The organism is Allobosea sp. 01N443 (genome assembly GCF_056399325.1).
This window is the reverse complement of sequence record NZ_JBFTRC010000084.1, coordinates 1-12,971: the sequence shown is the minus strand read 5'-3', so window position 1 is coordinate 12,971 and position 12,971 is coordinate 1. Positions and strand designations below refer to the sequence as shown.

The window sequence follows — 12,971 nt, the reverse complement described above, 5'->3', positions numbered from 1 at the left end:
CGTCGGAATTCGGCGCGGCCAAGGCGGAATTGGGCCGGAATGCGGATGTGCCCTGGCTTTCAGGCCCTGGCGCGCATGCTCATGTGAGGCTTGACGCGATGTGCGATGAAATTCCGCAATTCGGTCACGCGCCGCTCGCTGTCCAGAACCTCTTCATCGAGGCCGTGAGCCCAGGCGAGATCATGCCGCGTCGGCTCGGCATCGAGCGCGTAGAGATCGGCAAGCCAGCTCTGCGCCGCCGCTTCGTCCTTGCGGAAACCTTCCGCGATCAGGGCTGGCACCATGCGCCCGAGGATCGAGGCGACCTGACCGAGCGGGAATTCGGGATGATATTGCACGCCCCAGAAGGTGCCGCCGTCATGGCGGATCTCGGCTGCATGCACGGCGCTGTAGGCATTCGAGGCGAGGACCGTCGTATCCGCCGGGGGCAGGGCGATGGTGTCGAGATGGATTGCGGGCGCATCGAAGCTGAGCGGGCGACCGGCGAGCAGCGGATGCGAGCGCCCGGCCTCGGTCAGGGTGATCTTGCGGGCGACGCCGATCTCGCGGCCCCTGGGGTTGGCGACGACGGTGCCGCCGGCGGCGACCGCGCCCATCTGGATGCCCCAGCAGGAGCCGAAACTGGGCGTGCCGCTGGCATAGATCGCCCGCATCAGCTCGATCTGGCGCGTGACCGACGGTTCGAGGTTGTAGATGTGCAGGGCTGAACCGGTGAGGAAGATGCCGTCATAGGACGAGAGCCCCGCACCGTCCGGCAGGTTCGCGCCGGCATCGGCGGGCAGGCAGATATCGGTGATGCTCTCGGGCGCGATCGAGCGCACGACATCGGCATAGGCTTCGCCCGGTTGGCTGCCATAGCCGGCAGCATGGCTCTCGCGCTGCTCCCGTGTGTTGCCATCGACGACGAGCAGGCGCAGCGGTCTCGAAACATGCAGCATGGTGGCAAACGCCTCTTGGGAGGGATGCGTCGGGCGACGGGCAGCCTTGCGCCTCATCTCATAGGATGCGACGGGGACACAAGGCTATTGAAGCGCATTCCGCCCCCGCACAGGCCGCAACCTTGTCCCCAGCCACCTCCCTGCCGCAGCGTGTCTGGGGCAACGCCTACCTGCTCCTGATCCTCACCACCTTGATGTGGGGCGGCAATGCCGTGGCGAGCCGGCTTGCCGTGGGGCAGATCTCGCCAATGGCGCTGACCTCGCTGCGCTGGGTATTCGTCTGCGCGATCCTGCCGTTGATGCTGCGGCGCGAGCTGAAGCACTATGCCCCGGTCCTGCTGGCGCATCGCTGGCGGATCATCATGCTCGGCGCCCTTGGCTTCACCGCCTTCAACGCGCTGATGTACCTCGCGGCCTATTCGACGACCGCGATCAATATCGGGATTCTGCAGGGCTCGATCCCGGTCTATGTGCTGATCGGGGCCTTCATCGCCTATCGCACGCCGATCGGCTGGATGCAGGCGATCGGCGTCGCAGTCACCATGCTTGGCGTCGTGGTGACGGCGAGCCGCGGAGACTTCGCGACGCTGGCGAATTTCAGTTTCGTGCCGGGCGATGTTTGGATGATCATCGGCTGCGTCTTCTATGCCGGCTACACGGTCGGGATCCGCTCGCGTCCGGCCGTGCCGGGGCTGGTCTTCTTCACGGCGATGGCGATCGTCGCCGGCATCGTCTCACTGCCGCTGCTCGGGCTCGAAATCTGGAACGGCAGCGTCATCTGGCCGACCCACGAAGGCTGGGCGATCCTGGCCTTTGTCGTGCTCGGGCCGTCGCTGCTCTCCCAGCTCTTCTTCCTGCGCGCGGTCGAGCTGATCGGACCTGGCCGGGCCGGCGTCTTCGTCAACCTGGTGCCGGTCTTCGCACCGATGCTCGCCGTGCTGATCCTGGGCGAGCGACTCGCGCTCTATCACGGGCTGGCGCTGACGCTGGTGCTCGGCGGCATCTGGATCGCCGAACATCGCGCCTCCAGGGCGTGATCCCTTAGATCAACGGATCGGATATCATATATATCCAGTCCGATGATCTAACCTCCTGTATTTGCATCGCTTTCCCGAAAACCGCACTCCACTTTTCGGGCCGATGCTTTAGTTCAGGCTCTCGACCGCGAGCTTCGCCACGGCTGCATGCGCCGCTTCGCGCGCTGTGGCATCGGCCTGCGCGCCGGCAAGATAGACCGCGATCGCGAAACGCCGCCCGTCGGGCAGAGYGACGATCCCGATATCGTTGGTGGCGCTGTTGATGCCGTCGAGCGTGTCGCCGGTGCCGGTCTTATGCGCGAAACTCGCGCCAGCGGGGAGGCCGGCCCTGACCCGCTGGGCGCCGGTCGGTGATTTCAAGAGGATCTCGGTCAGAAGCCGGTCATGCGCCGGCTCGCGCAGCCAGTTGCCCCTGGCGAGGCCTTCGAGAAAGGCGATCGAGGCCTCGGGCGTGGCGGAATCCCGAGCTTCGCCCTTGATATAGCTCTCCAGCGCCGGGCGCCGCTTCTCCCTCGGCATGGCCGCGATCGCGGCCTCGAAGGCTTCGTCGTCGATGACCTCATCCCAGGCGAAGGCCGGCAGGCCGGCGATCTCGGGCTGGAATTCGCGCTCATAGCGATCGACCGAAATTCCGGCGATGCCGCCCTCGTTCAGCATCGTCGTGACGACCTTCGGCCCGCCGGTCCGCTTCATCAGCACGTCGGCGGCGCTGTTGTCGCTTGCCCCGGTCGAGCGGGTCAGAAGATCCGTGACCGTGTAGCCCTGTTCCTCACCCTTGAAGCCCTTCTTCATCGGGCTCCAGTAGGGCGCGAGCTCGGTGCGCTTCACGCGGATCTCCTGGTCGAGCCCGAGCTTGCCGGCCTCGACCGCCTGCAGCACCGCGATCGCGAGCGGCAGCTTGAAGACGCTCTGCATCGGGAAGCGCTCCTGCCCGCGATGCGACCAGCTCTTGCGGTCCTTCAGATCGATCAGCGCGACACCGAGGCGGCCCCTGGCATCCTGTTCGATGGTCTTGATGCCGCTGTCGAGCTTTGCCCTGTCCCAGTCGGCGAGAGCTGGCGTGGCAACGAGGCAGGCGAGGGCGAGAGCGGCGAATCGCGGCATGAAAAATCCCCTGTGGCGGGGCCACAGGGGATCTGGATTGCGGCGCCGTTTGGGCGCGATGCCGGCGGCTTCAGAACTTCAGCCGGCGCGCCCGCTTCACCATCGGGATCTCGTGGATCTTGGCGAGCAGCTCGTCCGAGATCGCCTCGTCGACGGCGACATAGCAGATCGCATCCCCGCCCGGCTTGTCGCGGCCAAGGCTGAAGGTCGCGACATTGACGCCGGCCGCGCCAAGCAGCGAGCCGAACTGACCGATGAAGCCCGGCTTGTCGGCATTGCGGACATAGAGCATGTGCGGCGCGAACTCGGCATCGACCTGGATGTCGCGGATCTCGACGATGCGCGGCTTGCCGTCCTGGAACACCGTGCCGGAGGCATGGCGCGGCATGTCCTCGGCATCGACGACGATGCGGATGACGCTCTCGAGATTGCCGGCGACCTCGCGTGTCATCTCCTCGACGACGATGCCCTTCTCCTTGGCGATCATCGCGGCGTTGACCATGTTGATCTCGGGCAGGAAGGGCCGCAGCACGCCGGTGATCGCGGCGGCCGAGATCGCCCTCAGATTGAGCTGGGCGACCGCGCCCTCATACTCGATGCGGATGCCCTTCACGGCGGCTTCGGTCAGCTGTCCGAGGAACGAGCCGAGCTTTTCGGCCAGCGCGACGAAGGGCTTGATCCGCGGCGCTTCCTCGGCCGAGATCGACGGGAAGTTGACCGCATTGGTGATCGCGCCCTTGAGCAGGTAGTCCGACATCTGCTCGGCGACCTGGAGCGCGACATTCTCCTGCGCCTCATTGGTCGAGGCGCCGAGATGCGGCGTGCAGACGACGTTCTCCAGCCCGAAGAGCGGGTTCGTCTCGGCCGGCTCAGCCGAGAACACGTCGAAGGCGGCGCCCGCGACATGGCCGGACTTGATCAGCTCGGCGAGTGCTGCCTCGTCGACCAGGCCRCCGCGCGCGCAGTTGATGATGCGCACGCCCTTCTTGGTCTTGGCGAGATTCTCGGCCGAGAGGATGTTCTTCGTCTTCTCGGTCATCGGCACGTGCAGGGTGATGAAATCCGCACGCTTCAGCAACTCGTCGAGCTCGACCTTCTCGACGCCGAGCTGTGGCGATGGCATGCTCGGCAGTGGTGATCGAATTGCCGAAGGGCGTGTTCATCACGATGATGCCGCGCGCGGTCGCCGCCGGGATCTCGACATTGTCGACGCCGATGCCGGCGCGGCCGATGACCTTGAGATTCTTCGCCTGCTCCAGGAGCTTGGCGGTGGCCTTGGTCGCCGAGCGGATGGCGAGGCCGTCATACTCGCCGATGATCGCGGCGAGCTTGTCCTTGTCCTTGCCGAGGCTCGGATCGAAGGTCACGTCGATGCCGCGATCCTTGAAGATCTGCACGGCGGCGGGAGAAAGAGCGTCCGAAATCAGGACTTTGGGAGCGGTCATGGGAATCCCTCGGTTGCCCGCGCGGAGAGCGGGCTAAAATGGAGAAGGTCGTCATGGCCGCCGCTTGCGGCGACCATCCACGTCTTCGCGCGGGTCAGGCCCGCGTCTGGGCAAAAGGACTGGCCCGACCTGCTGTCATCGTCCGGCCCGTCATCGGCGTCGCAAGCGGCGATGGTCGGGACAAGCCCGACCATGACGTGCAGCTCGGCGCGACAGCGTTACGCCGCCTTCTTCAACCCGGCCTTGGCCTCGTTGAAGGCATAGGTGATCCAGGGCAGCAGCGCCTTCAGATCGCGGCTCTGCACGGTTGCGCCGCACCAGATCCGCAGGCCGGGAGGGGCGTCGCGATAATGCCCGAGATCGAAGCCAGCGCCGGCCTTCTCGATGATCGACACCACCTGCTTGGCAAAGGCCGCCTGCGCGTCGGCCGGCAGTGCCGTCACCGCCGGGTCGGTGAACTTCAGGCAGACCGAGGTGTTCGAGCGCGTCTTCGTCTTCGCCCAGTGCAGCGCATCGAGATAGTCCTCGACCGCGAGCATCGAGGGCGTGTTGATCGTCTCGCCGACAAAAATGCCCTCGGAGAGCTTGCCGCCGGAGGTCATGCGGAAAACCTTCGGCAGCGGCCAGGCCGGCTTGTAGGTCAGGAGGCGTTCGACGGCGCGTGGTGAGAGCACGATCATGCCATGGGCCGCTTCGCCGCCCAGAACCTTCTGCCAGGAGAAGGTCGTGACATCGAGCTTCTCCCAGTCGAGGCGCTGGGCAAAGGCGGCCGAGGTTGCGTCGCAGATCGTCAGGCCCTCGCGGTCATCGGCGATCCAGCTCGCGTCGATGACGCGGACGCCGGACGTCGTGCCGTTCCAGGTGAAGACGACGTCGCGGTCCTTCGTGTCGACCTTTTTCAGGTTCGGCAGCTCGCCATAGGGCGCATTGAAGATGCGGACATCGCTGAGCTTGAGCTGCTTGGCGACATCGGTCACCCATCCCTCGCCAAAGCTCTCCCAGGCGAGCATGTCGACGCCGCGGGCTCCGAGCAGCGACCACATCGCCATCTCGACCGCGCCRGTATCGGAGGCGGGCACGATGCCGATGCGGTAATCCGCCGGCACCTGCAGGATCTCACGGGTCAGGTCGATCGCAAGCTTGAGCTTGTCCTTGCCGATCTTGGCACGGTGCGAGCGGCCGAGCGCCGCATCTGACAGGGCTTTAAGGGACCAGCCGGGGCGCTTGGCGCAGGGGCCGGACGAGAAATGCGGCACGCGCGGACGCGTGGCCGGAACAGTATTCGCCATCGATGTCTCCATCCTTACAGATGGGCGCGCCGCGTTGGGGCGGCGTGTCCCGTCGATGGGGGTAGGGGATCAGGGCGGGGGGAGTCAAGCGGCGGGCTTATTGTAGCGCGAACAATCAAATGGCAATGAACGAAGGATCAAATGGTGACAGATTGGATTTCAGAATAGCGGTTGCCGCGCCACGGCCAGGAAGTCACTAGCGGTGGGATTGCCGGGAGCAGGAAGCCCGCCCCGAATGGCACCCTCGAAATGTCACGTCACGTATTTGATAGCCACTGTGCGGCATCAACCAGCTGACTCATCGTTATGGTGCTGGCGTGGTTCATCCCTTGGGTTGAGCAATGCGCCGAAAGCCGGTGTTGAATCTCTTGAACGTCGGCGCTCTGATGGGACCAGCCGAGGTGAGCTTGGTTTCGTCCGCCCCCCGGTCAGAGCCGGGCTGGCAGGCGACTGCCGGGCCGGCTCGCCCAGCCGCGATGACAGAGTAAAGCCTGCTGGACGTGTAGCCACGATCGAGCCTCGCCCGGCTCAATCCCCCGTCATCGTCATCTCTGCATCCATCGCCTTCATCTTCGGATTGGCGGCACAAAACGCCCTGATCCTGGCTGCGACATCGGCCGGTGTCCTGTCCCTGGCGGCATGGCCAGCCGGCTTGTGGCCGCCATTCCTGAGATAGGCGGCGCAGGTCATCTCCGGGTCGGTGATCGCGGCTGACGCCGGGGAGGAGAGGAGGAGGCAGGCGAAAGCCGCGGCAAGCGCGCGGGAGGCGAGAGGCATGATGGTTGTCCTGAACGGCCGGGCCATGCGGCCCTTTTGCGCCGCTCCTGCACCGCCCGGCCGTGCGGCGCAACGACGCTGACCGACGCCCTGGTCTGCAGGCAGGGCATTGCAGAAGAGCCGGGGTTTCGCGTGAGCCGGCTAACCCAACGGCGTGATCGTCCCGGGATCGTCATCGCCGACGCTGCTCTTGTTGACGCGGCGGTCGACGATCCAGTCGCGCAGCGCCGGCGGCGGATCGGTCAGCAGCTTTTCGCCGGCGGAGCCATCGAGCCAGACGTCGAAATCCCTGGGGTGGAGCATGCAGGGCATGCGGTCATGCAGTGTCGCGATGCCGGCGACGGGATCGCGCACGATGATCGTGCAGCTGATGATTTCCTGCCCGGTCTCCGGGTCCTTCCAGCGTTCCCAGAGCCCGGCAAAGGCGAGCAGGGCGCCGTCGGCGGCGCTGATGAAATGCGGGGTCTTGTCGCCCTTCGGGCCGGTCCATTCGAAGAAGCCRCTGGCTGGGATGACGCAGCGCCGGCTCCTGAAGGCCGAGCGGAAGGTCGGCTTCGTCGCGACCGATTCGACGCGAGCATTGAAAGTGGCGCCGACCTCGTTCGGCCTGCCCTTGTGCCAGGGCGGAATCAGCCCCCAGCGCGCCGGGATGAGTTCGCGGCCGAGCGGCGTCCTGACGATGATCCGCACCGTGTCGGTCGGCGCGAGATTGTAATGCGGCTGGAGATTGGCCCGCTCGGTCGGCACCGTCAGCGGCTGGCTGAAGGCGACGATCTCCTCCCAGGTAAAGGCCTGGCTGAAGCGTCCACACATGGCGTCATCCTCCCGACCGGGGAGGGGCAGGATGATGCCGTGGCGGTGGCGCTGTAAAGCGCGACGCGCTCGCGCCCGTTCAGATCTTCTTGTCGGTGATCACGCCGGTCCGCATGGTGCCGCYTGCTTCCAGCTGCTTCTTGATCTCGTCGCGGATCTTGTCGGCGATCTCGCCCTTGGCCTTGGGATCGAGCTGGTCGAACTGTTCCTTGGTCAGACCGAACTTGGCGAGCATGGCGGTGTGCATGCGCTCGGCCGGCGTCATCTGGGCGTGCTTGAGGAAATCCGTTTCCGCCGTCTTCTGCGCGGCGGACTTGTAGGCGACCTTGGCAACGGTCTTGAAGGCATCGGCAAGCGACGTGGCCGGCTGGGACGACGAGATTGAAATCGACATGGCAACCTCCGGGCTGGTTGCACGCGTCACGCAAGGGGCGGGCCAGCGACGCTTCCGGAGAAGTCTTTGTTTTTCAATGCTTTATTGATTGTCTTCGGTGCTGCTGCACGCGCAATCCCGGCAGGCGGGAAGAAACTGCCGGGCAATTCCTTCCCGGGACGGTGCGAGGACACCTCTCCCGGATTGAAGTCGGATGTTCCCGATTTCGATACTTCCGAGAGCTGATCTCGGGMAGGCCCGAGATCAGGGAGAGGGGAAGCGGGGCGCCTTGCGCCTGTCTCAGACGCCCTTCAGCTTGGTGTTGCACTGGCTGTAATAGCCGCCGCCCTTCTGGATCCATTTCAGGTCGCCATTGCCGCCATTGGCCTTGTTGATGTTGTACTGGTCGTTGCAGGTCTTGAAACGCTGCTTGCCGGCGGTCTCGGAAGCGTATTTCGGGTCGACCTTGGCCGGAAAGACAGCATTGCCCATGGCGGCTGGCATGGCGGCGTGCGGCTTCGCCTGAGCCGGCGCGGCGGCCGGCGCTGCCATCTGCGGCTTCGGCTGGGCGGCGGCTGGTGCGGCGGTCGGGGCAGCAGCCGGCGTGGCGGCGGCCGGCGTGGCGGCATCGCTGCACTGGCTCTTGCGGAAGTCGTTCCAGGATTGGCCACCCAGCGTATTGCCGGTCTTGGCGGCGTTATATTTCGTGCTGCATTCCTTCATGGTCAGGGCCTGGGCCGGTGTCGCGGCCGGCAGGACGAAGCCGCCCGCGAGCGCAAACAGGCCGAGGGCAAGCGCAGTGCTGGTCTTGGTCATGGTCATCGCCTCCTGACGGGGCATGCCCGTCGGCGGAACCTGGGCCGGGCGAGCGCATCCCATCCCGGTCAGGTCTCCGGAAAGGAGGATATTCCTCGTAAAATGAACGGTCCATGAGGGATTTCGGCCCTGACGATCACGGTTTTGAGGTTGTCGGCCCATGCGTCGGATGCGGCTGCGCCCGAGACGAGGTCAAGCATGGTGGGAAGGGGCCGGCGCTTCGCATCTTCTCCGGCCAGAAGAGAGGCGCCGGGGTCCATCGTTGTGCCACCGGGCTTGACCGCGCCGCTTCCGTCTCGTCCATGGGGCCAAACCAGCAGAGGAACCGGAGACGGACATGGCCAGGAAGACGCCGGAGCAACTCACCAAGGAGTTCGAGGGCCGCAAGGCGAAGGGGCTGGCCAAGGGCGGTGCCGCCTATTGGCCGAATGTTCTCGCGAACGCGGTGCTGAAGCTCGCAGCGAGCGGCAACGAGGTCAGCCTCGCGGCGCTGAGCGAGCAGCTCTCCAGGGATGCCGAGGCGCAGGACGTCACGCTGAAGGCGGGCGCGGCCGAGGCGATCGCGCGGCTGGGCCAGGCGGTGGCGCGGGCAGCGGAGGGCTAAGCGGCCTCAGCGGTTCCCGCCCGCGAGCCTGCTTGCCTCGGGAAGCCGGCGTAGCCGCCACATGGCCCAGCAGCCGGCGGCGGGGCCGAGCGCCAGCACCGAGAAGGCCGCCGTCCACCCGAAGGCCGAGACGAAATGCGGCACGAGGTGAATCGAGACAAGCGTCACCAGGAAGCCGGCGCAGGTCTGCGCCGTGATCATGGTCCCGACCAGCGAGGGCTCAGCGAGCTCGGCGACACTGGCCGAGAACTGGGCGGAGTCGGCCACGGCCGAGATGCCCCAGAGGATCGCGACGACAGCCAGCATGACAGGGGCTGCGGCGAGCCAGCCGATCGCAAGCGCGCAGGCGCCGCTCAGCGCCATGGCGCCGATGGTGACAGYGGTGCGGCCGAGCCTGTCGGCCAGCCAGCCGCCGAGCCAGGCGCCGAGCGCGCCGGAGGCGACGGCGAAGAAGGTCAGCACTGCGGCTGCGCCGTGCCCGGCCTGCGGACCGCGGCCGGCGATGGTCTGCTGCAGGAACACGCCGAGCCAGGCCCACATGGCGTAGAGCTCCCACATGTGGCCGCAATAGCCGGCATTTGCGAGACGCAGCGCAGGGTTGCGCCAGGCCTGGGCGAACTGGCCGAGAGCGAGACCGGCGCGTCGGACGAGATGGGGCCCGAGCCCGGCAAACAGGATGAGGACGGCGCCGCATAGCGTCGAGGCGGCGGCGCCGAGATAGATGCCGCGCCAGCCTATGCCCTCGAAGGCACCGAGCAGATGCGGGCTCGCCGAGCCGATGACGAGGGCGCCGACCAGGAGGCCGATCAGCAGGCCGAGGTCCTTGTTCGCCCAGGTCGCGGCGATGCGCATGCCGACCGGGTAGATGCCGGCCATGCACAGGCCGGTCAGGACCCGCAGGGCGATCGTCACCGGCCCGACCGGCGGCAGCAACGCGAGCGCAGCGGTCAGCGCAGCCGCTGCCGCGCCGGAGAGAGCAAAGAGGCGGCGCGGATCGAAGCGGTCGGCCAGGCCGAGCAGGCTGCTCGCGAGCGTGCCGAGGACGAAGCCGGCCTGGACGGAACTGGTGAGCAGCACTTCGCTCAGCGGGTCGAGCGGCTGCTCCCGCCGGATCGCCACGATCGCCGCGGCCGAGGCGAACCAGGCCGCCATTGCCAGGGTTTCGGCGAGGAGGAGGAGCGCAAGCGAGCTCGCCTTCGCGGCATAGGGGGTGGTGGTCCCGCCGGGAGTTCGGAGTCCAGGATGCATCGCTCACCGGCCTTCTGCGCCCGTGCGGAACCGTCCGAAGGCACTCTGGCGTCTCCTATAGTATACGTATGGCTTCTATAGAAGACGATTCAGGTATGAGGCATCATTTTTCGGGTCGAGCCTCTTGAGCGGACGGGCGAGACGCGGAAGAGCTTAGGATCCGCCTCAGAAGCTGACCATCGAGAGTCCATGCGTTCCCAGAGCCCAGACGACCCCAATCAGGCCATCGCCGCCCGCATCCGGATCGAACGGGACACGCGCGGCTGGTCGCTGGCCGATCTCGCCGAGCGTTCAGGCGTCTCGAAGGCGATGATCAGCAAGATCGAGCGCGGCGATGCGAGCCCGACGGCAACCGTGCTCGGGCGGCTGTCGGGAGCTTTTGGCCTGTCGCTCTCGGTGCTGTTGGCCCTGGCCGAGCGCTCGGAAGACCGCATCAGCCGCCATGGCCATCAGCCGGTCTGGCAGGACCCGGAAACCGGCTACGTTCGCCGGACGATCTCGCCGCCCTCCGGAGATATTCTCGAGCTGCTGCAGATCACGCTGCCGCCCGGTGTGCGGGTGCCGTATCCGGCCGCCGCCTTCCTGTTCCAGCGCCAGCAGATCTGGGTTCTGCAGGGCGAGCTCGAATTCCGCGAAGGCGGCGTCACCCACACCCTGCAGCAGGGTGACTGCCTGCAACTCGGGCCGCCGGCGGATTCGTCCTTCTTCAACCCGGGCGCGGACGAGAGCGTCTATCTCRTCGCCCTCGTCCGGAGATAGGCCAGGGTTCCTAGGCTGCCCGGTGCCGTGCCGCCGCGCGCTGCTCCTGCGTGCGGAAAGCTGCGACGAGCTGGTTCAGCCGCTCGATCTGGCTGAGCAGAGTCCGGGCCGAGGCTGCGCTCTGTTCGGCGAGAGCCGCGTTGCTCTGGGTGATCTCGTCCATATGGCTGACGGTCTGGCTCATCTCGTCGATGCCATTGGCCTGTTCGCCGGACGCCACCGCGATCTCGTTGACGGTGCCGGAGACGCGCATCGAGGCATCGACGATCTTCTCCAGCGTGCCGCCGGCGAGGCGGACGAGCCGGACGCCTTCGGCGACCTCGGCATCGGAAGATCCGATCAGCCCGGTGATGTCCTTGGCGGCTTCAGCCGAGCGCTGGGCAAGCGCCCGGACCTCGGCTGCGACGACGGCAAAGCCGCGTCCGGCATCGCCGGCGCGCGCCGCTTCGACCGCGGCGTTGAGCGCGAGAAGGTTGGTCTGGAAGGCGATGCCGTCGATCACCGTGGTGATCTCCGAGATCTTCTTCGAGGCCTGCTCGATACGGGTCATGGCATCGATCGCGTCGCTGACGATGGTGCCGCCGGTGCGGGCGACGGCGGCGGCGTCATCGGCCAGCGCAACCGACTCGCGCGAAGACTGGGCTGAGGTCTTGACGGACGCGGCGAGCTCTTCGGTCGTGGSCGCCGTCTGTTCGAGCGCGGCGGCCTGTTCCTCGGTGCGTCGCGACAGGTCGTCGGCACCGGACGCGATCTCCTGCGAGGAGGTGGCGATCGAACCCGACGTCGCCTGGATGGTCGTGACCATCTCGCCGAGCTGTTCCATGGCGTGATTGAAATGGCTGCGCAGCAGCGCGTATTCGGGCGGCATCTCCGCGTCCATGCGGAAGGTCAGGTCACCCTTGGCGAGCGCGGCCATGCCTTCGCTGACCAGGCTGACGACCCTGTCGCGCTCGTCCGCCTTGGCCTGCTCGACGGCGCGGGCCTCGGCCTCGACCTTGAGACGGGCGGCCTCGGACGCCTCGAGATAGACCGAGATGGCATAGTCCATGTCGAGCAGGGTCGCCTTGACGATGGCGGTGATCTCGGCGGCGCGGTCTTCGGCGCCCTCGATCTTGCCGCCGAAGCGGCCCTTCGGCCAGCGCGCCTCGAGCACCTTGCCGATCAGCTGCTCCAGCAGCAGGGCATAGCCGCCGATATACCAGCGCGGCTCCAGCCCGATCCTGGCGTGGACCTTGCCGACCGTGGTGACGGCGGCGACGTAATCCTCGTCGAGCTGGCCCCGGGCGATACGATCCCAGTAGCCGAGCTGCTTGCTCTTCGCRTGCTCGATATGGGCGTCGCTGCCGAAGAAAACGCGGGTTTCGGGGAAGGCGCGGACCTGTGCATAGAAGGCGCCGAGCGCATCCGGCAGGGCCTCCAGCAGCGTGTCCTCGACATCGTGGATGTGCCGCAACGCGTCCGGACCGAGCTTCATGAAGTCGCGCCGCCGGGCGAGATCGTCGGATGGTGCCATAGCCGTTTACTCAAGCCTGATGCGCCGAGCCCCCTCGGCACGCCGGCCGAAACTCGGCGATGGCTGGTTAATATCCGAAGAAGATTGCGGCTCTTGCCTGCAGGACGGAGCGTCTGTGGTCCTATGCCGCAGGATTGTCAGTCGCCAGCGGTTCACCGCAGGCCTTCATAGCGCTCGAGAAAGGCTTCGACGGGCAGCGTCCGGAAATCGTCGAGTGCGGAGCGTAAGGCGACATGATCCCAGTCCCACCAGGAC

At 66.5% G+C, this 12,971-nt stretch carries 12 protein-coding genes and 1 pseudogene; 3 read left to right on the top strand and 10 right to left on the bottom strand.

Annotated features, from left to right (window positions below; genetic code table 11):
• Window positions 1-59: 59 nt before the first annotated feature.
• Window positions 60-938, bottom strand: coding sequence for a type 1 glutamine amidotransferase (locus AC1DRP_RS20125; protein WP_441487973.1), 879 nt, complete (start codon window positions 936-938; stop codon window positions 60-62).
• A 122-nt stretch (window positions 939-1,060) separates the two neighbouring features.
• On the opposite strand from AC1DRP_RS20125, the gene AC1DRP_RS20120 reads away from it, so the two are divergent.
• Window positions 1,061-1,975: a DMT family transporter gene (locus tag AC1DRP_RS20120; protein WP_441504385.1), complete on the top strand. Its 915-nt coding sequence runs from the start codon at window positions 1,061-1,063 to the stop codon at window positions 1,973-1,975.
• Window positions 1,976-2,083: 108 nt separating this feature from the next.
• On the opposite strand, the gene bla is transcribed toward AC1DRP_RS20120, so the two are convergent.
• From bla to AC1DRP_RS20085, 7 genes and pseudogenes are all read right to left on the bottom strand, one after another.
• Window positions 2,084-3,079, bottom strand: coding sequence for a class A beta-lactamase (gene bla, locus AC1DRP_RS20115; RefSeq protein ID WP_476769363.1), 996 nt, complete (start codon window positions 3,077-3,079; stop codon window positions 2,084-2,086).
• A gap of 70 nt (window positions 3,080-3,149) precedes the next feature.
• Window positions 3,150-4,524, bottom strand: a pseudogene (locus tag AC1DRP_RS20110) (NAD(P)-dependent oxidoreductase).
• A 218-nt stretch (window positions 4,525-4,742) separates the two neighbouring features.
• The gene (locus AC1DRP_RS20105; protein WP_476769362.1) at window positions 4,743-5,813 is read right to left on the bottom strand and encodes a phosphoserine transaminase; all 1,071 of its coding nucleotides are present in this window, start codon (window positions 5,811-5,813) and stop codon (window positions 4,743-4,745) included.
• Between the two features lie 528 nt (window positions 5,814-6,341).
• Window positions 6,342-6,590: a hypothetical protein gene (locus AC1DRP_RS20100; RefSeq protein ID WP_441487978.1), complete on the bottom strand. Its 249-nt coding sequence runs from the start codon at window positions 6,588-6,590 to the stop codon at window positions 6,342-6,344.
• A gap of 141 nt (window positions 6,591-6,731) precedes the next feature.
• A complete protein-coding gene (locus AC1DRP_RS20095) occupies window positions 6,732-7,403 on the bottom strand; it encodes an SOS response-associated peptidase (RefSeq protein WP_476769361.1) in 672 nt (223 codons plus the stop codon).
• A 79-nt stretch (window positions 7,404-7,482) separates the two neighbouring features.
• The gene (locus tag AC1DRP_RS20090; RefSeq protein ID WP_476769360.1) at window positions 7,483-7,797 is read right to left on the bottom strand and encodes a hypothetical protein; all 315 of its coding nucleotides are present in this window, start codon (window positions 7,795-7,797) and stop codon (window positions 7,483-7,485) included.
• 279 nt (window positions 7,798-8,076) lie between these two features.
• Window positions 8,077-8,592 (bottom strand): hypothetical protein, encoded by a 516-nt coding sequence (locus AC1DRP_RS20085; RefSeq protein ID WP_476769359.1) that lies wholly within the window; start codon window positions 8,590-8,592, stop codon window positions 8,077-8,079.
• 337 nt (window positions 8,593-8,929) lie between these two features.
• Between AC1DRP_RS20085 and AC1DRP_RS20080 the strand changes: the two genes are divergently transcribed.
• Complete coding sequence (locus tag AC1DRP_RS20080; protein WP_441638486.1) at window positions 8,930-9,196, top strand: hypothetical protein; 267 nt, start codon at window positions 8,930-8,932, stop codon at window positions 9,194-9,196.
• Window positions 9,197-9,202: 6 nt separating this feature from the next.
• Here the strand turns inward: AC1DRP_RS20080 and AC1DRP_RS20075 are convergent, their stop codons facing one another.
• Entirely contained in the window at window positions 9,203-10,444 is a 1,242-nt protein-coding gene (locus AC1DRP_RS20075; protein WP_476769358.1) for an MFS transporter, read from the bottom strand.
• A 189-nt stretch (window positions 10,445-10,633) separates the two neighbouring features.
• On the opposite strand from AC1DRP_RS20075, the gene AC1DRP_RS20070 reads away from it, so the two are divergent.
• The gene (locus AC1DRP_RS20070) at window positions 10,634-11,203 is read left to right on the top strand and encodes a helix-turn-helix domain-containing protein (RefSeq protein WP_476769357.1); all 570 of its coding nucleotides are present in this window, start codon (window positions 10,634-10,636) and stop codon (window positions 11,201-11,203) included.
• A 10-nt stretch (window positions 11,204-11,213) separates the two neighbouring features.
• Here AC1DRP_RS20070 and AC1DRP_RS20065 read toward each other — a convergent pair whose 3' ends face one another.
• Window positions 11,214-12,716 carry a methyl-accepting chemotaxis protein gene (locus AC1DRP_RS20065; RefSeq protein ID WP_476769356.1) on the bottom strand — a complete coding sequence of 501 codons (1,503 nt, stop codon included), beginning with the start codon at window positions 12,714-12,716 and terminating at the stop codon, window positions 11,214-11,216.
• Window positions 12,717-12,971: the final 255 nt, after the last annotated feature.